Here is a 20965-nt window from a genome sequence, read left to right as displayed (position 1 = left end):
CTCACAGACCCAGAACGGCCTTGGCAATGATGTTCTTCTGCACCTCTGTCGAGCCGCCCCAGATGGTCGATTTGCGGATGTTGTAGAAGATGTCCGCCGCATGGACCGCAGCATCCGGTCCCAGCGGTTCGGCGTTGTCGCCGCCGGGCGCGATCCCATCGGTGTCGATCGCACCGTAGCTGCCCAGCGCTTCGACCATCAGGCCCATGACCTGCTGCTGCACCTCGGTGCCACGTACCTTCAGGAGCGAGGCCTCGAAGCCCATCGCGTCGGGACCGCCGGGGCCGAAGAGCATGCGCTGCTCGGTCAGCTCGACCGCACGCAGGGCGATTTCGGCGCGCGCCAGGTCGAGCGCGAATCGGGGATCGTCGATCACCCGGCGATCGCCGCGCGGCTCCTCCGCCGCAATGGCCTTCAGCCGGCGCATCATGCCCCTGGTCCGGCTCACCTCCGCCGAACCGAAGCGTTCCATGCCCAGGATGTACTTGCCGATGCCCCAGCCCCGATGCTCCTCACCGATACGATTCTCGACCGGCACGCGGACGTTCTCGAAATAGGTCTGGTTGACCTCGTGGTTGCCCTCGAAGGTCAGCACCGGGCTCAGCGTGATGCCGGGTGTGGACATGTCGAGCAGCAGGAGCGTGATGCCGTGCTGTTTCCTGCCCGAGCTGTCGGTGCGAAACAGGCCGAACATCCAGTTCGCGTGATGGGCGTCGGTGGTCCAGATCTTCGTGCCGTTGATGATGTAGCGATCGCCGTCGCGTTCGGCACGGCACCTGAGCGAGGCGAGATCGGACCCTGCGTCGGGTTCCGAATAGCCCTGGCAGAGCATGATGTCGCCGTTGGCCAGACCGGGCAGGAAGCGCGCCTTCTGGTCCTCGGTGCCGAACGCGATCAGGGCCGGGCCGACCATGCCCGCCGAGAAGATGTTGAGCGGCGGCGCCTCGCAGTCGGCGAGTGTCCGTTCGAACAGGTATTGCTGCGGCCAGGTCCAGCCGGGCCCGCCATGTTCAACGGGCCAGCCCGGAACCGACCAGCCGCCCTGCTCCCAGAGGATGCGGGTCCAGCGGCCGGTGTCGCGGTAGTCGAGTCCGCGATGCTCGCGCCGGATCTTGTCGCGCAGATCGTCGGGAAGGATGGCGCGAATGCGTTCGCCGATCCCGGTGCGAAAGGCCTCGAGATCGTGGCCGTAGTCGATATCCAACTGCTCTTCCCCGCTTCAGGTATCGGGAGGCTAGAGCATATCCCGTTCAGATTGAATCAATCTGAACGGGATATGCTCTGAGTCTTTAAAGATGCAGAGCGGATTCACGCACTTCGTTGGAACCGCTTGCGGTTCCAACGAAGTGCGATCCGCTCAAGGGCCGGGATCGTGGCAGTGCAACTATCACCGGACGTTGACCTCCGCGCGGGCTGGCCGTAACGACGCGGGCACGCCTGTGTCCGTCGGAGTCTGCCCCATGGCCCTCGACAGCCTGCTCAACCCGATGTCCATTGCAGTCGTCGGTGCTTCGGACCGAATCTCGATCGGCCGCACGATTGTCGAATCGCTGGGTGCGCTCGGCTTTGGCGGCGCGATCCACCCGGTGCATCCCGGGCGCGCCGAGGTGCTGGGGCACGCCTGCCATCGGAACCTCGCGGCGATCGGGTCGCCGGTCGACCTGGCCGCCATCTGTCTCGGGCAGGAACGCGTGCTGACAGCGGTTGAGGAGGCCGCCGGGATCGGCGTGGGCGCGCTTGTGATCTTCGCCGGCGGTTTCGCCGAAGCGGGCGAGGACGGCGCACGCCAGCAGGCGCGCATCGTCGAGATCTGCCGCGAGAACGGCATCGTTCTGTGCGGACCCAATTGCATGGGCGCGATGAGCCTCGCCAACCGCAGCCATGCCTACATGATGGACGTGCTCGACCGTGAACGCCTGACCGGCAAGGTCGGCTTCGTGTCGCAGTCGGGCTCGATCTCGATCGGCATGCTGACCGACACCCGGCGCTACGGCTTCAGCCATGTCGTCTCGACCGGCAACGAGGCGGTCACAACAAGCGCCATGTTCGTCGAACACATGATCGACGATCCCGCGACCGGGATCATCGCGCTCTTCACCGAGACCATCCGCGATCCCGAGCGTTTCGTCGCCGCACTCGACCGGGCAGCCGATGCCGGCAAGCCCGTGGTCGTGCTCAAGGCGGGACAATCGGCCCGCGCCCAGACGGCGATCGCGACACACACCGGCGGCATGGCAGGCGAGGCGCGTGTCTTCTCGGCAATGCTGCGCGCGCACCGCGCGATCGAGGTCGAGAGCATGGAGGAGATGACCGAGGTGCTCGCCGTTCTGCACGGCAGGAACCTGCCGCGCGGCAAGCGGCTCAGCGTTGTCACAGGTTCGGGCGGCCACGCCGGGCTTTTGCTCGACATGGCTGAACGCGCCGGCTTCGACTTTCCGCCGCTCCGGCCCGAGATCCGCCAGAGGATCGAGAGCGGGATCGGCCCGCTGACCGGCGACGGCAACCCGGCCGATTCCTGGGGCCAGGGCGACTTCGCCGCCAACTTCAGCGTCACGCTCAACCAGCTCTTTACCTGCGGCGACTACGACGCTGTCGGCGTCCTGCTCGATGCCAACGACGGCCAGGCGGTCGACTACCTCGGCCAGGACGAGATCGTGCGCGGCATGATGGAACGGAATTTCGAGGGACGCGACCTGCCCTTCTATCTCATGAGTTCGCGCCACGGCGTGATGAAGACACACCAGGTCGAGGAGATGACGAAGCTCGGCATCGCCATGCTGTCGGGTCTGACCCAGGGACTGAGCGCCGTGTGCAAGGTGGCGGACTGGGTCAATGGCCGCACCTTCGGAAGCAACGCCGAAACCGCGCACGGCGAGGCACCGTCTTGGTCCGGACGCGCCTCGGTCCATGAGATTGACGCCAAGCGGCTGCTCGCCTCAGCCGGCCTGCCCGCGTCCCCGGAGCGGATCGCGACCGATGTTGACGACGCCGTCGTGGCGGCCGGCGAGATCGGCTACCCGGCGGTCATGAAGGCGGTGGGCGATGCCATCCCCCACCGCAGCGAACACGGCCTGATCGAATTGCGGCTCGGCGACGCCGATGCCGTGCGCGCGGCCTGGGGTCGCCTCACGGAGAAGCTCGGTGCCATGGATGCCGCAGCCGGTGAGACTGCGATCGCAGTGCAAGCGATGGCCGGACCGGGCGTCGAGGTCATCGCCGGCATCGCCCGCGATCCGGCCTTCGGCCTCGTGCTTGCGGTCGGACCGGGCGGCGTGCTGGCCGAGCTCTTCGACGAGGTCAAAATGTGTTGCCTGCCGCCCGCACCCGGCGACTTCGAAGCACTGATCGAGGGCGGGCGTCTGGCAACGCTGCTCGATGGCTTCCGGGGTGCACCGCCGGCCGATCGCGCCGCCCTCATCACCGCACTCAGGGCGCTGTCCGACTTCGCCGTTGCCCATGCCCCCTGGATCGAGGGCATCGACATCAATCCGCTGATCGTTCACACCGAGGGCTGCACATCCGTCGACGCCCTGATCGTGCCTCGCCGCCAGAGCGGATTCACCCGCTCAGACTGATTCGATCCGAACGGGATATCCTCCAGGGCAGGCTACCGGACAGCCAATCAGCGCCGCCAGCTAAGCAGCCGGGCACGGCCAAGGGGTGATCGGCATCAACGGCTCCCTCGCCGCTACGCGCGAAGCCTGGACGAAGTACCGGAAGGTCGCTTCACGACTCTCGACGATCTCGACGGGCGATATCTCCCTGGTCGGGATGCGGCGGGCGAGTTCGGTGGCGGATGTGAAACAGGGATCGGGATCGGCCATGGCGTGGTCCACCTTGTCGAAACGATCCCACGCCAGCCCCGGCGCAGGGTCATGGCTCGCCGTGACAGAACCCCGAAATCCGGTCTACACGGAAGCCTCTCTCGCGCCGGTCTCCATATGTCCAAGGGTCCTCTCGACCGCTACAACGCACTCTGCGGGCCAGGTGGGCTGACGCCCGATCCCGTGCAGGAAGCGGCGATGGTCCGGCTCGATCGGCTGATGCGCGAGCTCGGCGCACCGGTCAAGGTCGCGGGCGGGCTGCTGTCCCGTCTGTTCGGCCGCACCGAGGCGCCGCCCGCACCGCGCGGTGTCTATCTCCACGGTGGCGTCGGGCGCGGGAAATCGATGCTGATGGATCTGTTCTACGAGACCGTCGAGGGTGTGGCCAAGCGCCGGGTGCACTTTCACGCTTTCATGCAGGAGGTGCACCGGACGATCCATGTGGAGCGGCAGTCCGGCGGTCACGGCAGCGATTCCGATACGATCGAGGCAGTCGCGAACCACCTGAGCCGGCCGGGCATGCTGCTCTGTTTCGACGAATTCCATGTCACCGATATCGCTGACGCTATGATCCTGGGCCGGCTGTTCGAAAAGCTCTTCGCCCGCGGCGTCGTGATGGTGGCAACCTCGAACCGCCACCCGAAGGATCTCTACGCCGGCGGTATCAACCGCCAGCTTTTCCTGCCCTTCATCGCCATGCTGGAGGAACGGCTCGACATCGTCGCGGTCGATGCCGACCGGGACTACCGCATGGCCTTCCTTGCGGGCGCGGATCTCTATGTCGTCCCGGCCGACGCCATGGCGCGCCAGGTGCTCGACAAGGCCTTCGCCCGGCTGGTGGGCGATGCCGATATCGAGGCCATGGAGATCGAGGTTCAGGGCCGAGTGCACCATGTGGCGCAGCAGGCCCGCCAGATCGCCCGCTTCGACTTCGCCGAACTCTGCGAAAGGCCTCTGGGCAGCGCGGACTACCTCGCGATTGCCGAGGCTTTTCACACGGTGATCATTGACGGCATCCCGGCCATGACATGGGAGCAGCGCAACGAGGCCAAGCGCTTCGTCACGCTGATCGACATTTTCTATGAGAACCGGGTCGGGTTGATCTGCTCGGCCGACGCGACGCCGGATCGGCTCTACCCCATGGGCGACGGCAGCTTCGAGTTCCAGCGAACGGCCTCGCGCCTGGTCGAGATGCAATCTGTCGCGTACCTGGAAGCACGACAGGGGAATGCGCCATGACGATTGATGCCTTTTCGACCTCCTGCGCCATGCGCTCAAGGCTGGCACGATCCCGGCGATCGGAGCTGGTCGGCCTTGAGCCCGTCGGCCCCTGTCTCGCACACGACCTCAGGGATCACACGACGATCCGCTTCGCGGCACTGAGTTGGCAGCACTGATGAAGCGGAAGATCAGCGGTTTCGCGGGACCAGACGGCTACGACGTCTGACGCCAGGCCGATGCTGCTGCGTCGGGTCCCGTCGTCCAGGCATCGGCGGTGAAGGTGGAGGAGTAGAACTCTTTCTGGCGCTTGGCACCGGTCACCGTGTTGTGCATCAGGATGGCGACGGTGACAGGGCCGACGCCGCCGGGGACCGGTGTGATCCAGCCCGCGATCTCGCGGCAGCTCTCGAAATCGCAGTCGCCTACGGTGCGCTCGGTGCCGTCGTCCTCGACGACGCGGTTGATGCCGATGTCGATCACCGCCGCACCCGGCTTGATCATGTTGCCGATGACCAGTCCGGGACGGCCGACCGCGACGAAGACAGCATCCGCCTGGCGGCAATGGACGGCGAGGTTGCGCGTCATGTGATGGCAGACGGTGACCGTTGCGCCCTCGGCCATCAGCAGGAAGGCGATGGGCTTGCCGACGATTTCGGAATGGCCGACCACGACCACCTCAAGGCCCGAGAGCGAAAGGCCCGTGTTCCTGAGCATGTGGACCGAGGCCATGGCTGTGCAGGGGCCAAGCTCGATCTCGTTGTAGACGATATTGCCGATCGAGGTCGGATGCAGGCCCTCGACATCCTTGAGGGGATGAATCGCGCTCTGCAGGCGCTTGACGTTGATCTGCGGCGGCACCGGGCGCTGGATGATGATGCCCGTCACGCGGGGATCGGCGTTCATCGCCTGGATCGCGGCGATCATTTCCGGTTCGGTGACATCGGCCGGGAAGTTCCGCTCGTCGAACGCGATACCAACCTTCCCGGCGGTACGGCGCTGGTTGCGCACATAGATCTCGACAGCGGCGGTGTCGCCGATCACGATGGAGATCAGACGCGGATCCCAGCCGGCGTCCTTGAGCGCGGCGACTTCGGCAGCTGTTTCCATCCGCAATTCAGCCGCGATCCTGCGCCCGTCGAGCTCCTTGTGTTTCAGGTCCTGCTCGTCGGTCACATCCGTTCTCCGAAGTCCTGAGTGTTCTGGCCTGCCGCACTCACTTCAGCGTCGAGAGATAGGCAATCAGTGCCGCGAGGTCTTCCTCGTCGGCGATGCCGCGGAAGCCCATCCTGGTGCCCGGGATGTCGCCCTTGGGATCCATGATGTAGCTCCACATCCTGTCGACCGTCCAGGTACCCGGCTCCGAGGCCATCGCATCGGAGTAGCTGTAGCCTTCCACGCTGCCGATGTCCTGATTCATGATGCCCCAGAGGTTGGGCCCGACGCGGTTCGCGCCGCCCTCATCGAAGGTGTGGCAGCTGCTGCACTTCCGCGCGACGCCCCGACCGTCCTGGGCCGAGGCGGCGGCCACCGCTGTCATCGCCGCGCTGCCACCGGCCGCTTCGTCGACCATGTCCCCGGCAGCGTTCGTCGCCTGGTCCATGACCTCACCGGTTGCATCGATGGTCCCGTCGACCGTGTCGCCGTGAACTTCGGCGTCCTGCGCCGCGAGCTTTTCGGCGGTCATGGTGTCGGCGGCCATGGCCTCGTCGCTCATGGCCTCGTCGCCCATCGCTTCGGCGTCGTCTTCGGCGGGCATCTCTTCGACCGCCGGCAGGTCCACCGGCGCATCGCTCCGGGTGTTGAGCCAGGCAATCAGGTTTGCGCGATCCTCGGCGTCAGGCAGGCCGGCAAAGCCCATGCTGGTGCCCGGCGCATAACCCCTGGGGTTCTCGAGGAAGGCGTTCATGTTTTCGAACGACCAAGAGTCGACGACGCTGGAGATCGCACCGGAATAGTTGCCGAAGTCGGCGCTGTGTTCAGCGGACGCGCCGATGATTCCATAGAGGTTCGGGCCCACCTTGTTGCCGCCACCCGACTCGATCGTGTGACAGGTCGCGCAGCGGCGGAAAAGACCTTCGCCATCGGCGGGATCGGCAGAAGCCAGCAACATCCCGAAGGGAACGGCAGCCTGTTCGGTCGCCCCGTCGCCGCCGACATCCGTGTCCGAATGGGCGTCAGCCACGGTCTCCACAGCGGCGTGTTCGGGAAGATACGGCGCATAGAGGATGCTGCCGAGCTTGCCGATGCCCACGGCCAGAAGCAGACCGACCAGAAGACCGCCGGCAATTTTGTTGAATTCAAGGGAATCCATGTGTACCGACCTTGCGGAAGAGGAGGGCCCGCCTGCCTCGGCAGACCCCGGAAAAGCGCGGCGAGATTAGCCATGTCACGGTCGCGTGTTCAACCCCTGAAAGGGTTTAAACATGGCCGCGATTGTCTTGATTCCGGCGCGTTTGGCGTCCACGCGCCTTCCCGGCAAGCCTTTGGCGGAGATCGCGGGGGCACCCATGATCGTGCAGGTCTGGCGTCGTGCCATGGAGGCCGATTGCGGTCGCGTCGCAGTCGCTGCGGCGGAGCCCGAAATCGCCGACGCCGTGGCGGCTGCCGGTGGCGAGGCCGTGCTCACCGATCCCGACCTTCCGTCGGGCTCCGACCGCATCTTCCAGGCCTTGCAGCGTCTCGATCCCGACGGCGAAGCCGACACGGTCATCAACGTTCAGGGCGACCTTCCGACACTCGATCCCCAGGCGATCCGAAGCGCCGTGGACGCGCTCGCCGCCGGCAACGCCGATCTCGCAACCCTTGTCGCCGAAATCGATGACGCCGCCGAACGGACGGATCCCAGTGTGGTCAAGGCCGTGGTGAGCTGGCAGGACAGCGGCTACGGCCGTGCGCTCTATTTCACACGCGCCACCGCGCCAACGGGTGAGGGGCCGCTGTGGCATCACGTGGGGCTTTATGTCTACCGGCGCGCGGCGCTGGAAGAATTCGTCGGACTGCCCGTGAGCGATCTCGAACGGCGCGAACGGCTGGAGCAGTTGCGTGCGCTCGAAGCGGGCATGACGATCGCCGTGGCGCGCGTTGACTCGATTCCGCCCGGTGTCGATACTCCGGCCGATCTTGAGCGGGCACGCGCCATTCTGGCGCCGGTTGCCTGAACGCCCCGAAGCCGACACTGACACCTCCATGACTGCCGACAACACCATTGCCTTCCAGGGCAAGCCCGGAGCCTATTCGCACCTGGCTTGCCGCGAGGTCCATCCTGAGATGGCGGTGCTGCCGTGTGCATCGTTCGAGGACGTGTTCCAGGCGGTCGAGAGCGGCGCGGCGCGGCTCGCCATGATGCCGATCGAGAATTCGCTCGCCGGGCGCGTTGCCGATGTCCATCGCCTGATGCCGCATTCCTCGCTCCACATCGTGGGTGAGCACTTCCAGCGGGTGAACCACCATCTTCTGGCCGTGCCCGGTGCAACGGTCGATTCGCTGGTAACTGTTCATTCGCACGTCCAGGCGCTCGACCAGTGTCGCAGCCGCCTGCGCACCATGGGGCTGACGCCCATGGTTCATGCCGACACGGCCGGTGCCGCGCGCGACATCACCGAGCGCGGTGACCCGTCACATGGCGCGATCGCGTCGGAACTGGCCGGCAAGATCTACGGTCTCGACGTTCTCGGCACAGAGATGGAAGACGGCGCGCACAACCACACCCGCTTCCTGATCCTCTCGCGCGAGGCGGTGGTGCCGGACCCCGGCCCGGAGCCTCTGATCACCAGCATGGTGTTCCGCGTGCGCAGCGTGCCCGCCGCCCTCTACAAGGCGCTCGGCGGGTTCGCGACAAACGGCGTGAACCTGACAAAGATCGAGAGCTACATGCTCGACGGCACGTTCAGCGCCGCCCAGTTCTATGCCGACGCCGACGGGCATCCCGATGAACGCCTGATGCGCCTGGCTCTGGAAGAGCTCGAATTCCATGCCCGCGAGGTGCGCATCCTCGGGACCTACCCGGCGCACCATTACCGCGACGAAGCCCAGAAGCGCGTGGCGGGCGATGACTGAGGGCCGGCCAGTGCCCCCAATGTCCAGTACCCCAGTGCATGTTCCACATATCGCGGTGCATCAGCCAGACCCTCGGGGACCTCGTCGACACCCAGACCCCCGAGCTTCAGGTCGCTGCGCCGCTCGAACGATCAAGCGACAACCGCGCGTCATCATGCGGATGACCCGCCGACCGCTTCAACGTTGGGCCGGGCTCCTAGAAGTTGTCCTTCCGGAGGCGGGTTTCGGCGAACACGGCGACGGGATCGCCGCCGACCATACCGATGGTCTTTTGCAGCAGCGGGCTTTCGGGCCTGAGGAAGGGGTTCGTGGCGCGTTCCTCGGCGAGCGTCGAAGGCACGGTGGGGATATCCTGCTCGCGTTTGGCGTCGACCTCGGTTATGCGCTGAATGAGGTCCCGGTTGTCGGGCTCGACCGAGAGCGCGAAGCGGCCGTTGGCCTGGGTGTACTCGTGGGCGCAGTAGATGCGGGTCTCTCCGGGCAGTTTCATGAACTTCTGCAGCGAGGTCCACATCTGGGCCGGGGTGCCTTCGAACAGGCGGCCGCAGCCCATGGCGAACATGGTGTCGCCGCAGAACAGCGCATCGGAATCAGCAAACCAGAAGGCGATATGGCCCCGGGTATGGCCCGGGCAGAAAAAGACCTTCGCCTCGGCATTGCCCAGCGTGCAGATGTCACCCTCGTCGATCCCGATATCGATGCCGGGAATGCGGTCGCGGTCGGCTCCGGGACCGACGATCGTGCAGCCGGTGGCATTCTTGATCCCGATGTTGCCGCCGGTGTGGTCGCCGTGGTGGTGAGTGTTGAGGATGTGCGTGATCTGCCAGCCCTTTTGCGCGGCTGCCTCCAGCACAGGGCCGGTCACGGCGGGATCGACGACGCCCGTCGCGCCGGTCTCGGGACAATGGGCGAGGTAAACGTAGTTGTCCGACAGAACGGGGATCTGGTGGATTTCGAGACGGCTCATGGCTGTTGCCCTGGGTTCGGCTGCCCCAGGTTCGACTGCCCCGGGTTCGGCTGATTGAGCGCATCCTAACCCGACGCGACCCAATGGTCGATCAGGCGACGGGGGATGGAATCGCGATGCGGCAGCGCGATATCGAGGTCGGGCGCGGCGGGCTCCGCCCGGGTGAACCGGTGCGCCTCGGCCAGTTCCTCATCGTCGAGCGTGATCGCCGCGGACCTGTGCATGGAACCTGGCCTGTGCATGGAACCGAGCATCAGGGGCCAGGGCCAGGGTTGGGTCGGGAAACAGCTGACATCGCCGACATCGACGCCCGATTCCTCCTCCGCCGACTCGCGGGGTTCGTAAAGGCGCGCAGGTGTCCAGCCTCAAGCATCGTCCTTGCGTCGTGCGCCGGCACGTTCGATCGCCTGTCCGCTGTGATGGATGAGATCGGCCATGCCGGAAACGCTGGCATGCGGCCCATTACCGTGCAATCGCACGGCGTGGGGTTGCGCGGCAGCCTAGTCGCTCGATACTGTCACCCTGGAAGGCCGGCTTGGACGGGCTGACTCGTGAACCCGGTCAGGTCCGGAAGGAAGCAGCCGTAGCGGGATTCACTCGGGTCGAGCCGGTCTTCCACGCCGCCCGCCGGGCCCGGACGGGCGTTTGGCCCACCGACAGCCGGAGCCCAGGCCGTAGCCAACGACGCCGCCACCGAGTATCGCGTTCTCGCGCGCAAGTACCGCCCGACCGGTCTTGAGGGGCTGCGCGGGCAGGATGCCTTGGTGCGCACCCTGCGCAATGCCGTGTCGAGCGGCCGGATTGCCCAGGCCTTCCTGCTGACCGGCGTGCGTGGTGTGGGCAAGACCACGACGGCGCGCATTCTCGCACGCATCCTGAACTGCGTCGGACCCGACGGGCAGGGCGGCGTGACGGCCGAACCCTGCGGCGTGTGCGAGCCGTGTGTCGCGATCGCCGAGGACCGGCATGTCGATGTGCTTGAGATCGATGCGGCCAGCCACACCGGCATCGACAACATGCGCGATCTGCTTGAGGCGGCGCGTTATCGGCCGGTCATGGGTCGCTACAAGATCTATGTCATGGACGAGGTCCACATGCTGTCAAACGCGGCGTTCAACGCGCTGTTGAAGACGCTGGAGGAGCCGCCCGAGCACCTGAAGTTCGTCTTCGCGACGACCGAACTGCGCAGGATTCCCGCGACCATCCTGTCGCGCTGCCAGCGTTTCGACCTGCGCCGCATCGACGCCGCAGAGCTCGCGACCCATTTCGCCGAACTTGTCGAGAAGGAGGGTGCCGAAGCTTCTGAAGAGGCGCTGGCGCTGATTGCGCGCGCCGCGGACGGATCGGCGCGCGACGGCCTCTCGATTCTCGACCAGGCAATCGCCCAGGGTCAGGGCAAGGTTGCCGAGACCGACGTGCGCGAGATGCTGGGTCTGGCCGACCGGGGTCTGGTCTTTGACCTGTTTGAGGCTGTGATGTCGGGCGACATCGCCGCGGCGTTCGGCAACCTGGGGAACCAGTACGCGGCGGGCGTCGACCCCGTGGTCGTCCTTGAGGATCTGCTGGAGTTCACGCACTGGCTGACGCGCTACAAGGCAACGCCGGATGCCGCGCGTTATGCCGCGCCGGAGTTCGAGCGGGTGCGCGGCGGCGCCATGGCCGAGCGCCTCGCCGTGCCACAGCTGACGCGCGCCTGGCAGATTCTGCTCAAAGGCATCTCCGAGGCGCGCATGGCGCCCGACAGCCTGCTGGCCGTCGAGATGACGCTCGTGCGCCTCGCTCACAGCGCCGACCTGCCGACGCCGGAGGACGCGCTCAAGGTGCTGCAGGATGCACCGCCGCAGTCGGGCACGCCGCAGTCGGGCACGCCGCCTGCCGCGCCGCAGGACGCACCGAGCGTCGCTCAGGCGATGGCCGCAGCGCCGCCGCCGGAACCTGCCGCAGCGCCGCCCGTGTCCGGGTCGCCCTCGCATGTGCCGATGCCCGGGACCTTCGAGGCCCTGGTCGAGCTTGTCGGTGAGCAGGGCGGCATGATCCGGCGCACGCAGCTGCGCAACAACGTCCGGCTGGTGTCCTACCGGCCAGGCCAGATCGACATCATGGTCGACGACCAGTTGCCGTCGGACTTTTCGCGCATCCTGGCGCGCGACCTCGAGACCTGGACGGGCGAACGATGGGTCGTCGCCACGTCGAGGGACAACGGCGATGCATCGAAGACGCTCATCGAGCAGGAAGAAGAGCGCCGCAGCGCCCGCCTTGCCGAGGCCGCATCCGACCCCGGCGTCGCGCGCATTCTCGAAGCCTTTCCCGGCGCGGAGGTCGTCGACGTCCTCGATGCCGACAACGCCCAGATGGAGAACACCGGTTCATGAACCTCGCCAAGATGATGAAGCAGGCCCAGGAGCTCCAGGGCAGGATGGCCGCCGTGCAGGAGGAGCTCGCCCAGACCGAGATTGAGGGCAGTGCCGGTGCGGGCATGGTAAAGGCCATGATGAGCGGCAAGCATGAGCTGAAATCGCTGACCATCGACCCGTCGCTGGTCACGCCTGACGACACCGAGGTGCTTGAGGACCTGATCGTCGCAGCTGTCAACGACGCGCGCACCAGGGTCGAGGCTCATGTGAAGGAAGAAATGGGCAAGCTCACCGGCGGCCTCAATCTGCCCGCAGGCATGAACCTGCCGTTCTGACCCCATGGGCGGACCCGAGATCGATCGTCTGGCCGCGTTGCTGGCCCGCCTTCCGGGTCTGGGTCGGCGTTCGGCACGGCGTGCGGTGCTGCATCTCCTGAAGAACCGGGAGACCTTGCTGGGTCCGCTCGCCGCGGCTCTCGACGAGACGGCCGAAGCCGTGAGGGTGTGCCCGATCTGCGGTAACCTCGACACCGTCGAGCCGTGCTCCGTCTGCACCGACCCCAGGCGAGACCGATCGGTGCTGTGCGTGATCGAGGAGGTCGGCGACCTCTGGGCGCTGGAGCGCGCCGGGGTGTTCGGCGGGCTCTATCACGTTCTTGGCGGGACGCTCTCGGCGCTCGACGGTGTCGGGCCCGAAGACCTGCGGATTGCCGATCTGGTTGGCCGGGCCTCCGATTCATCCGTCGAGGAAGTCATCCTCGCGACCAATGCCACCGTCGACGGCCAGACCACCGCCCACTACGTGACCGACCGCCTCGAAGACGCCGACGTGAAGGTCTCGCGCCTTGCGCTTGGCGTGCCGCTGGGCGGTGAACTGGACTATCTCGACGAAGGTACCCTGGGCGCGGCACTCAAGGCACGACGGGCGGTTTAATCATTCAGGTTGTCAGCCCGCTTCGGCCCCGGTCTTCTCCACCCGCAACGCCGTTCCCACCACTTCGACGACGGTCACCTGGGTGCCCGACGGCAGGTCGGGACCGGTGATCTTCCATGTGGTGTCAGCGACGATCAGCTTTCCGGTGTTGTTGACGATCGGCTCACCCAGGGTGAACTGACGGTCGATGTACTGATGGCCCCGCTTGTTGAGCGTGGGGTGTTCGCTTTCCCGCGGTTTGGGTTTCCACTTGCGCCAGGAGAACACCGAGACGATCGACAGTGTCGCGAAGAGAAAGAGCTGAATCTCCCACGTCACGCCGGGGATCATGGCGGCCAGTCCCACGATGACGGCCGCACCGCCGAGGAACAGGAAGAAGAAGGTGCCGGAGATCGTCAGTTCCAGGATGATCAGAACGACGGCCAGGATCCACCAGTGCCAGTAGAGCAGTGTGTCGAACATGTCTCAGCGTCCTCCGCTCACGGGTCCCAGGGGCTGCGCGAGGGTCGTGACTCGTACGAGCGGGTGGCTGGTTCGGGCGCGGGTGGTGGCTGGACCGGCTGCGGACGTGTGTGCGGGGCGCTGCGCGTGGCGGTGCTTGCCGGCGGTTGACTCGGTGACGCGCCGGACCCGCCGCCGAAGGCCTCGCGGACGATCTCGGTCACGCTGCCGATGGCGCCGATCGTGTCCGCGGCCTCAAGCGGCAGGAAAAGGATCTTCTGGTTGGGCGCATCGGCGAGCGCCTTGAGCGCATCGACATACTTCTGTGCCACGAAGTAGTTGATCGCCTGCAGATCGCCGCGAGCGATGGCCCCGGAGACGTCGCGGGTGGCCTTGGCCTCGGCCTGGGCAGCACGCTCCCGCGCCTCGGCCTCGCGGAAGGCGGCTTCGCGGCGTCCCTCGGCCTCCAGGATCAGCGATCGCTTCTGACCTTCGGCGACCAGGATGTCCGACTGCTTCACGCCCTCGGCATCCAGGATGGTCGCGCGACGGTCACGCTCGGCCTTCATCTGACGCGCCATGGCATCGACCAGGTCGCGAGGCGGCTCGATGTTCTTGATCTCGACGCGGGTGACCTTCACGCCCCAGGTCGAGGTCGCCTCGTCGACCACGCCCAGGATCGTCTGGTTAATCCGGTCGCGCTGGCTCAGCAGTTCGTCGAGCGCCATTGAACCCATGACGGTACGGATGTTGGTCATGGCGAGGTTTGTGATCGCCCGATGAAGATCGTTGACCTCGTAGGCCGCACTGGCCGGTTCCATGACCTGAAAGAACACCACGCCGTCGACCGCGACCATGGCGTTGTCCTGGGTGATGACGTCCTGTTCCGGTACCTCCAGCACGTTTTCCATCACGTTGATGCGTGCGCCAATGCGATCGATGAACGGCACGATCACTGTGAGGCCGGGCGTCAGCGTGCGGATGAAACGTCCGAAGCGCTCGACGGTGAAGCAGTTGCCCTGGGGCACGATCTTGACCGCCTTGAAGACCAGAATGATGGCGAGGACGGCAAAGACACCGATGACATAGATCATGGCTCAGCCCTCCCCACCGCGGTTGTTGCGTGCGGCATTGGCAAGGTCGCCGATACCGCCCACCGTGCCGACGACGGTCGAGGCTTCGAGCGGCAGGAAAAGCACCTTCTCGCCGTGCGAGCGTGTGTAGGCCATCAGCGCATCGACATAGCGCTGGGCGACGAAGTAGTTGATCGCCTGGATGTTGCCTTCAGCGATGGCCTGGCTCACCTCGTTGGTGGCGAAGGCTTCGGCCTCGGCCAGACGCTCGCGGGCCTCGGCGTCGCGGAAAGCCGCTTCGCGCTCGCCCTCGGCCTTCAGGATGGCAGACTGCTTCTCGCCTTCAGATTTCAGAATGTCGGCCTGCCGCACGCCTTCGGCTTCCAGGATGTTCGCGCGCTTCTCGCGCTCGGCTTTCATCTGACGCGCCATCGACATGACGAGATCGTTGGGCGGCTGAATCTTGAGAATTTCGATACGGGTGACCTTCACGCCCCAGACCGAGGTTGCCTCGTCGACCACTTTCAGAAGCTGGGCGTTGATCCGATCGCGGTGGCTCAGCAGCTCGTCGAGATCCATCGAGCCCATGACCGTCCGGATGTTGGTCATCGAGAGGTTGATGATCGCCCCTTCGAGGTCGGTGACCTCGTAGGCCGCCTTGGCCGCTTCCAGAACCTGGAAGAACATCACGCCATCGACCGTAACCATCGCATTGTCGCGGGTGATGACCTCCTGTTCGGGCACGTTGATGACCGTCTCCATCATATTCATGCGCCGCCCGATGCGGTCGATGAACGGCACGATGACATTGAGGCCGGGCCGCAGCGTGCGTGTGTAACGACCGAAGCGCACGAGGGTGTGCTCGTAGCCTTGGCGCACGGTCACCACGGACATGTAAACGACAATCATGGCCATGATGGCCAGGACGATCACGAAGACGGCTGCGCCGCCGATCGCTACTGCAGGATCCAAGTCAACTCCTCCCCGTCGCTCCCGACGCGGTCAAGAAATGGCGGCGGACTCGGCCCGACCGGGTCCAATCCGCGATCATCACCCTCAATGGAACGGCGTGGGGACCGGACATCGGATTGCCATTCCCGACAAACTTTGGCCGACCCCTCGTCGCCATCCGCCCCTCGTCGCCATCCACCCCTAGTCACCATCCGATTGTCCCACAAGGCGCGGTCCGGCCACAACGGCCTCGTCGCTCTCCTCCTCCATCTCCAGTTCGGCGATCTTCTCGGCCTTTCCGGCGATCTTGTCGGTGGAGATGCGGATCTGGCGGACGTCTTCGCCGGCCTGGTTGAAGTGGCGGTCGAGCTTTTCGACGCGCTCGCCCAGGCGGCGCACGTCGTCGAGCATGCGGGTCAGCTCGTGTTGGATCACGCCGGCCTGTTCGCGCATGCGGGCATCCTTCAGGACGGCACGGATGGTGTTGAGGGTCGCCATGAGCGTGGTCGGTGAGACGATGAACACCCTGTGGCGATAGGAATCCTCGACCACGGCTTCGAAGTTGGCGTGAAGCTCGGCGTAGACCGCCTCGCTGGGCAGGAACATGATCGCCGATTCGGCCGTCTCGCCTGCGAGGATGTACTTCTCGGCAATATCCCGGATGTGTTTGGTGATGTCGTCGCGGAACTGCCGCTGGGCCTTCAGCGTGTCGTCGTGCGTGGTCGCGTCGCGCAGGGCGCGATAGCCGTCGAGCGGGAACTTGGCGTCGACCACGATACTGCCGGGCGGATTGGGCAGGTCGAGGAGGCAATCGGCCCGGTTGCCGTTCGACAGCGTGGCCTGGAAGCGGTAGGCGCTGGGCGGCAGGATCGTTCTGACGAGATCGTTGAGTTGGAGTTCGCCGAAGGCGCCGCGACTCTGCTTGTTGGAGAGAATGTCCTGCAGCCCCACGATCTGACTGCCGAGTGTTGCAATGTTGCGTTGCGCTTCGTCGATCACGGCAAGGCGCTCCTGCACCTTGCCCATCGTCTCAAGCGTCTGTTTCGTGGATTCCTGCAGGGAGTTGCCAACCCGCTGCTGGATTGCGTCGAGACGCTGGTTAAGCTCTGCCGTGAGCTTCTTTTCCTGCTCGTTGAGACGGGTTGCCAGGACGTCCTGGGCCGACTGGCTCGTTTGTTCGATCTGACCGAGGCGGTCGGTCAGCACGGCCTGGCTGGAGGTCATCAGGGTCGCCATATCGGTCACGCGCCGGGCCAGTTCGGCCTGGGCCGGGTCGTCGCGTCGGCGCATGTTGATGACAAGAAGAGTGGCCACACCGGCCAAGGCTGCAAGAACGATGATATCGACGGGTTCCACGGGTCGTTCGGCTCCTTCGGCAGGCTTGAACCGCCCCGATGGCGGCCTTACCTAAGTCTTTGCGTGCTCAGTATAGTGCGTTTGCCCGACGCCACGAAGCGAACCATCCCCATGGCTATCCTGCCGATCATCCGGGCTCCGGACCCGCGTCTCAAGGTCGTCTCCGAACCCGTTGCGGAAGTGGACGACGAGATGCGCAAGCTGATGGCCGGCATGCTGCAGACCATGTACGACGAGCCCGGTGTGGGGCTCTCGGCGATCCAGGTAGGTGTGCCGAAACGCATCGTGGTGGTCGACGTTTCGCGCAAGGACGAACCACGACAGCCGATCCGGATGGTGAATCCGGAGATCACCGCTGAGTCTGAGGAGATCGCCGTGTTTGACGAGGGCTGTCTGTCGCTGCCCGAGCATTTTGCGGAGGTCGAGCGTCCGGCGGAGTGCGATGTTCGCTTTCTCGACGAGAACGGCGAGGAGCAGACGCTGCATGCCAACGGCCTTCTGGCCCGCTGCATCCAGCATGAGCTGGACCACCTCGACGGGATCCTCTTCGTCGATCATCTCTCGGCGCTGAAGCGTGGCATCATCCTGCGCAAACTCTCCAAGCAGAAGAAGGCGCGGCTGCGCGACAGCGCGTGACCCGGTTGCGCCTGGCGTTCATGGGGGCGGCGGCTTTTGCCGTGCCCGCGCTCAATGCCGTTCATGGCGCCGGACACAGGATTGCTGCCGTCTACAGCCAACCGCCGAGACCCGCCGGGCGCGGCCGCAAGGAGCGGCCGACACCGGTTCATGCCCGGGCCGACGAACTCGGCATCACCGTGGCGACACCGCGTTCCCTCAAGGGCGAGGAGAAGCAGGCAGCCTTCGCCGCGCTGAACCTCGATGTCGCTGTCGTGGCGGCCTATGGCCTGCTCCTGCCGCGGACGATCCTAGACGCGCCGCGCCTGGGTTGCGTCAACATTCACCCGTCTCTCTTGCCGCGCTGGCGCGGTGCCGCACCGGCGGCCCACGCAATTCTCTCCGGCGATACCGAAACCGGTATGACCATCATGCTGATGGACGAAGGTCTCGACACGGGTCCGATCCTGGCCCAGCGCCGTGTTCCGGTGCCGCCGCGCGCGACCACGGCAAGCCTTGAGGCGGAGCTCTCCGATCTTGGTGCCTTAATGCTGCTCGACGTCTTGTCCGAGCTGGCCTCCGGCGTGTCGACAGCCGTGCCCCAGGCTGCCGAGGGCGCCACCTACGCGTCCAGGTTCGCCAAGGAAGACGGGCGTCTCGACTGGTCCCGACCGGCTGCCGATCTCGATCGTATCGTCCGCGCGCTTTCGCCCTGGCCGGGAGCGTTCTCCGGCCTGGACGATACGACGGTGAAGGTGCTCGAGGCTGAGCCGGTCGATGGTTCGGGCGCGCCCGGTACGCTGCTCGACCGGGACATGACCGTGGCCTGCGGTCGGGGTGCCCTGCGACTGGTGAAGGTGCAGCGGGCCGGCAAGCCCACCACGGACGGTGCGGCCCTCCTGCGTGGCCTGCGTCTCGATCCCGGCGCATCGCTGGGCTGATGCCATGCCGCGCTACCGCCTGATCCTGGAGTACGACGGCACCGACTATGTCGGTTGGCAGCGTCAGGACAACGGACCTTCGGTCCAGCAGGCTCTGGAGGAGGCGATTCACAGTTTCTGCGGCGAGAGCGTCACGCTCACGGCGGCCGGCCGGACCGATTCCGGGGTGCATGCACTCGGTCAGGTCGCCCATGTCGACCTGGCGAAAGACTGGCCTGAAGAGACGGTGCGCAACGCCATCAACCAGCATCTGCGGCCGCAGCCGATCGCCGTCCTTGATGCCGCCCTCGTTGCCGACGACTTCGGTGCCCGCTTTGACGCCACGGAACGGCTCTATCGCTATCGCATTATCGCGCGCCGTGCGCCGCTCGCCCTGGAGCAGAACAGGGCCTGGCACCTGTCGCGTGACCTCGATGCCGAAGCGATGCATGACGCCGCGCAGGTGCTTGTCGGCCACCACGATTTCTCGACCTTCCGTGACGCCCGGTGCCAGGCCAGGTCACCGGTCAGGACGCTCGATGAACTTTCCGTCAGCCGAGACGGCGATCTGGTCGTCGTGACGGCCCGCGCCCGCTCGTTTCTGCACCGTCAGGTCCGCAGCATGGTCGGGTCCCTTGGTCATGTCGGCGAAGGCAAGTGGCGTGCAGACGACCTCAAGGCGTCCCTCGATGCCTGCGACCGCAAGGCCTGCGGTGTCATCGCACCGGCCTGCGGTCTCTATCTGGCCGCTGTGCGTTACCCTCTCTGATTGTCATCCCGGGCGCCCGCAAGGAGACTCGGGACCGGAGACACACGCGCCGGCCTGTCGCGGTCCCGGCTCGTCGCTTCGCTCCGGCCGGGATGACAGCGTTTCGCGTCTAGTTCCGGTAGTCGGGCTCTTCCTCGTCGAGGATTTCCTTGAGCGCCTTGAAGTGATTCTCGGTGAGATCGGGATACTCCGCCCACTGGCGCGCCATCTTCGAAGCGACGGCGTGGCTGACAACGCTCAACTCACGACCGGTCTGCATGGCGATGATCAGGGTCTCGCAGGCGCGCTCGAAGTAATAGAGGTCGTCGAGCGCCTGGGCCATGTCTTGCCCCAGGACCATGACACCGTGGTTGCCCAGAAGCAGGATCGGCTTGTCGCCGGCGATCGCGGCGACCCGTTCGGCCTCGTCGCCCACACCCATGCCGTCGAACATGAGGTCGTAGGCGATACGTTCGTGGAACCGCATCGTGTTGTTCTCGATCGGCAGCATCATCGGGTCCTTCAGCGATGCCAGCGCCGTGGCGTACTTCGAGTGTACGTGAAGAATCGCACGCGCATGGGGAACACGCCGGTGGATTCCGCCGTGCAGCGCCCAGGCCGAGGGATCCGGTGCGTCCGGACGGTCCATGACGGACGGGTCGTTGGCGTCGGTCAGCAGCAGTTCGCTGGCCCGGACGCGGCTGAAATGGCGGCCGCGCGGATTGACCAGGAACCGGGACCCGTCCTCGCTCACGGCATAGCTGAAATGGTTGGCGACGCTCTCGTGCATGTTCCAGCGCGCGGCCCAGCGGAAGGCGCAGGCAAGGTCGATACGTTCGTCGCGATGCTCGATGCCGGCGTGCGCGGCGGCGAGGGTGCTGACGGCCATGGCGGGCCTCCGACAAGGTGGTCTTTCTTCAACCTGCGCATCGTGCGTCGCGCTTGCAAGCGTTCAGACAGGCTGGATGAAAGCCGAGAAGATCACGAGATCGACCAGTTCGGCAACGACCGCGAAACCCGCCGCCAACCAGGGTCCGGTGCCCAGCGCGATGCGGGCGATGGCCCAGCTGTACCACATGACGAAGAAGAACAGTGGTGGTTGGATCAGCTCGTGGAGCTCCATCGGCATCATGCCGACCTGAAAGAGGAGTTGCAGGACCAGCAGCGGTTGCGCCAGCAGGGCACTGGCCCAGTTCCAGGCGACGATGTAGCCGACGTAGCTATGGGTTAACGCGAACAGGCGGGCGAGCAGGGCCGCGACCACCGGGAAGACGACCCAGCTCAGGCCATAGCCGACAAGGGCCAGGACCGGATCGTACGCCCATGTCATCGCTTCCTGGGTCGCATGGGATGGCCACAGCAGCAACGACAGAAAGTAGGGCAGCGCCAGGAACACCGCGAAAAACGAGCGAAAAAAGCCCTCGATCGTGATGTTGAAGTAGTGCATTGCCTCGGGATCAAGGCGAACGAGCCGCCAAGCCCCGTAGAGCGACATTGTGGTCTCTG

At 65.6% G+C, this 20965-nt stretch carries 22 protein-coding genes, 1 other RNA gene and 1 pseudogene; 12 read left to right on the top strand and 12 right to left on the bottom strand.

What is annotated here, in order from left to right:
- Position 1: 1 nt before the first annotated feature.
- Positions 2–1204: an acyl-CoA dehydrogenase family protein gene (locus GDA49_07445; protein MBC6440231.1), complete on the bottom strand. Its 1203-nt coding sequence runs from the start codon at positions 1202–1204 to the stop codon at positions 2–4.
- Positions 1205–1460: 256 nt separating this feature from the next.
- Here GDA49_07445 and GDA49_07440 point away from each other — a divergent pair, with 256 nt between their 5' ends.
- Positions 1461–3575, top strand: a complete 2115-nt coding sequence (locus GDA49_07440; GenBank protein MBC6440230.1) for an acetate--CoA ligase family protein — start codon at positions 1461–1463, stop codon at positions 3573–3575.
- Between the two features lie 60 nt (positions 3576–3635).
- Here GDA49_07440 and GDA49_07435 read toward each other — a convergent pair whose 3' ends face one another.
- Positions 3636–3824, bottom strand: coding sequence for a hypothetical protein (locus GDA49_07435; protein MBC6440229.1), 189 nt, complete (start codon positions 3822–3824; stop codon positions 3636–3638).
- A 117-nt stretch (positions 3825–3941) separates the two neighbouring features.
- Between GDA49_07435 and GDA49_07430 the strand changes: the two genes are divergently transcribed.
- Both GDA49_07430 and GDA49_07425 read left to right on the top strand, forming a co-directional pair.
- Positions 3942–5063, top strand: a complete 1122-nt coding sequence (locus GDA49_07430) for a cell division protein ZapE (protein ID MBC6440228.1) — start codon at positions 3942–3944, stop codon at positions 5061–5063.
- Positions 5060–5221: a hypothetical protein gene (locus tag GDA49_07425; GenBank protein ID MBC6440227.1), complete on the top strand. Its 162-nt coding sequence runs from the start codon at positions 5060–5062 to the stop codon at positions 5219–5221. Before GDA49_07430 ends, GDA49_07425 begins: the two co-directional genes overlap by 4 nt.
- A gap of 37 nt (positions 5222–5258) precedes the next feature.
- Here the strand turns inward: GDA49_07425 and GDA49_07420 are convergent, their stop codons facing one another.
- Positions 5259–6152, bottom strand: a complete 894-nt coding sequence (locus GDA49_07420; protein MBC6440226.1) for a bifunctional 5,10-methylenetetrahydrofolate dehydrogenase/5,10-methenyltetrahydrofolate cyclohydrolase — start codon at positions 6150–6152, stop codon at positions 5259–5261.
- A gap of 106 nt (positions 6153–6258) precedes the next feature.
- Positions 6259–7356 carry a c-type cytochrome gene (locus tag GDA49_07415; protein ID MBC6440225.1) on the bottom strand — a complete coding sequence of 366 codons (1098 nt, stop codon included), beginning with the start codon at positions 7354–7356 and terminating at the stop codon, positions 6259–6261.
- Positions 7357–7468: 112 nt separating this feature from the next.
- On the opposite strand from GDA49_07415, the gene GDA49_07410 reads away from it, so the two are divergent.
- Together GDA49_07410 and GDA49_07405 are read left to right on the top strand one after the other, a co-directional pair.
- Positions 7469–8203, top strand: coding sequence for a 3-deoxy-manno-octulosonate cytidylyltransferase (locus GDA49_07410; GenBank protein ID MBC6440224.1), 735 nt, complete (start codon positions 7469–7471; stop codon positions 8201–8203).
- Positions 8204–8231: 28 nt separating this feature from the next.
- Positions 8232–9101, top strand: coding sequence for a prephenate dehydratase (locus tag GDA49_07405; protein MBC6440223.1), 870 nt, complete (start codon positions 8232–8234; stop codon positions 9099–9101).
- A 196-nt stretch (positions 9102–9297) separates the two neighbouring features.
- Here GDA49_07405 and gloB read toward each other — a convergent pair whose 3' ends face one another.
- Together gloB and GDA49_07395 are read right to left on the bottom strand one after the other, a co-directional pair.
- Complete coding sequence (gene gloB, locus GDA49_07400) at positions 9298–10068, bottom strand: hydroxyacylglutathione hydrolase (GenBank protein MBC6440222.1); 771 nt, start codon at positions 10066–10068, stop codon at positions 9298–9300.
- Positions 10069–10133: 65 nt separating this feature from the next.
- Positions 10134–10292 (bottom strand): hypothetical protein, encoded by a 159-nt coding sequence (locus GDA49_07395; protein MBC6440221.1) that lies wholly within the window; start codon positions 10290–10292, stop codon positions 10134–10136.
- 300 nt (positions 10293–10592) lie between these two features.
- Here GDA49_07395 and ffs point away from each other — a divergent pair.
- The 4 genes and pseudogenes from ffs to recR all read left to right on the top strand — a co-directional run bounded on the left by ffs (position 10593) and on the right by recR (position 13355).
- Positions 10593–10688: signal recognition particle sRNA small type (gene ffs, locus GDA49_07390), an RNA gene on the top strand.
- A gap of 39 nt (positions 10689–10727) precedes the next feature.
- Positions 10728–12440 (top strand): annotated as a pseudogene (locus GDA49_07385) (DNA polymerase III subunit gamma/tau).
- Positions 12437–12757 (top strand): YbaB/EbfC family nucleoid-associated protein, encoded by a 321-nt coding sequence (locus tag GDA49_07380; protein MBC6440220.1) that lies wholly within the window; start codon positions 12437–12439, stop codon positions 12755–12757. Before GDA49_07385 ends, GDA49_07380 begins: the two are co-directional and overlap by 4 nt.
- A 4-nt stretch (positions 12758–12761) precedes the next feature.
- Complete coding sequence (recR, locus tag GDA49_07375; protein ID MBC6440219.1) at positions 12762–13355, top strand: recombination protein RecR; 594 nt, start codon at positions 12762–12764, stop codon at positions 13353–13355.
- 12 nt (positions 13356–13367) lie between these two features.
- Here the strand turns inward: recR and GDA49_07370 are convergent, their stop codons facing one another.
- From GDA49_07370 to rmuC, 4 genes are all read right to left on the bottom strand, one after another.
- Entirely contained in the window at positions 13368–13817 is a 450-nt protein-coding gene (locus tag GDA49_07370; protein MBC6440218.1) for an NfeD family protein, read from the bottom strand.
- A 17-nt stretch (positions 13818–13834) separates the two neighbouring features.
- Positions 13835–14890 carry an SPFH/Band 7/PHB domain protein gene (locus GDA49_07365; GenBank protein MBC6440217.1) on the bottom strand — a complete coding sequence of 352 codons (1056 nt, stop codon included), beginning with the start codon at positions 14888–14890 and terminating at the stop codon, positions 13835–13837.
- Positions 14891–14893: 3 nt separating this feature from the next.
- Entirely contained in the window at positions 14894–15784 is an 891-nt protein-coding gene (locus GDA49_07360; GenBank protein ID MBC6440216.1) for an SPFH/Band 7/PHB domain protein, read from the bottom strand.
- A 237-nt stretch (positions 15785–16021) separates the two neighbouring features.
- Complete coding sequence (gene rmuC, locus GDA49_07355; protein MBC6440215.1) at positions 16022–17110, bottom strand: DNA recombination protein RmuC; 1089 nt, start codon at positions 17108–17110, stop codon at positions 16022–16024.
- Between the two features lie 177 nt (positions 17111–17287).
- Here rmuC and GDA49_07350 point away from each other — a divergent pair, with 177 nt between their 5' ends.
- From GDA49_07350 to truA, 3 genes are read left to right on the top strand one after another with little or no spacing between them, the layout of a single operon-like run.
- The gene (locus GDA49_07350; GenBank protein MBC6440214.1) at positions 17288–17812 is read left to right on the top strand and encodes a peptide deformylase; all 525 of its coding nucleotides are present in this window, start codon (positions 17288–17290) and stop codon (positions 17810–17812) included.
- Positions 17809–18732: a methionyl-tRNA formyltransferase gene (locus GDA49_07345; protein ID MBC6440213.1), complete on the top strand. Its 924-nt coding sequence runs from the start codon at positions 17809–17811 to the stop codon at positions 18730–18732. Before GDA49_07350 ends, GDA49_07345 begins: the two co-directional genes overlap by 4 nt.
- Before the next feature lie 4 nt (positions 18733–18736).
- Positions 18737–19480, top strand: a complete 744-nt coding sequence (truA, locus tag GDA49_07340; GenBank protein ID MBC6440212.1) for a tRNA pseudouridine(38-40) synthase TruA — start codon at positions 18737–18739, stop codon at positions 19478–19480.
- Between the two features lie 109 nt (positions 19481–19589).
- Here the strand turns inward: truA and GDA49_07335 are convergent, their stop codons facing one another.
- A complete protein-coding gene (locus GDA49_07335) occupies positions 19590–20348 on the bottom strand; it encodes a class II aldolase/adducin family protein (protein MBC6440211.1) in 759 nt (252 codons plus the stop codon).
- 63 nt (positions 20349–20411) lie between these two features.
- Positions 20412–20954, bottom strand: coding sequence for a hypothetical protein (locus GDA49_07330; GenBank protein ID MBC6440210.1), 543 nt, complete (start codon positions 20952–20954; stop codon positions 20412–20414).
- Positions 20955–20965: the final 11 nt, after the last annotated feature.

It is taken from the genome of Rhodospirillales bacterium (assembly GCA_014323865.1).
Lineage (GTDB): Bacteria > Pseudomonadota > Alphaproteobacteria > SP197 > SP197 > SP197.
The sequence above is the reverse complement of the archived record's forward strand: the minus strand, read 5'-3'. Positions and strand labels throughout refer to the sequence as shown.